The 425-nt window shown below is 64.0% G+C and carries 1 pseudogene; it reads left to right on the top strand.

Annotation, left to right across the window (positions count from 1 at the left end):
• Positions 1-179: 179 nt before the first annotated feature.
• Positions 180-425 (top strand): annotated as a pseudogene (locus tag LPA54_RS39850) (galactose-1-phosphate uridylyltransferase); the annotation flags it as partial.

Here is a 425-nt window from a genome sequence, read left to right as displayed (position 1 = left end):
CATACGCACTCGCTTCGTTCGCGAACTGATCCGACGCGGAATCTACGCCTCCGTGTTCAATAGCTGAACACGTTCGTACACGTTCTTTGTTTGATTGTGATGAGCGACGTTGGCTGATGAGTTGTGATGTGTTATGTTCGATTGTGTTGAGTAACGGGCGGGTGCGGAGGAGTGCCACAGTGAAGAAGACCTCGACCCGGCTGGCCGACGGACGCGAGCTCATCTACTACGACCTCGCCGACGACACCGTGCGCGACGCGGTCGACCGCCGCCCGCTGGACGCCACCGTGACCACGTCCGAGATCCGCCGCGACGAACTCCTGGGCGACTCCGTCGCCATCGCCTCGCACCGGCAGGGCCGCACGTATCACCCGCCGGCCGACGAGTGCCCGCTGTGCCCGTCGCGGGACGGCCGGCTGAGCGAG

Origin of the sequence: Streptomyces sp. DH12 (assembly GCF_020873895.1) — a bacterium.
Lineage (GTDB): Bacteria > Actinomycetota > Actinomycetes > Streptomycetales > Streptomycetaceae > Streptomyces.
This window is presented reverse-complemented; position numbering and strand designations above follow the sequence as displayed.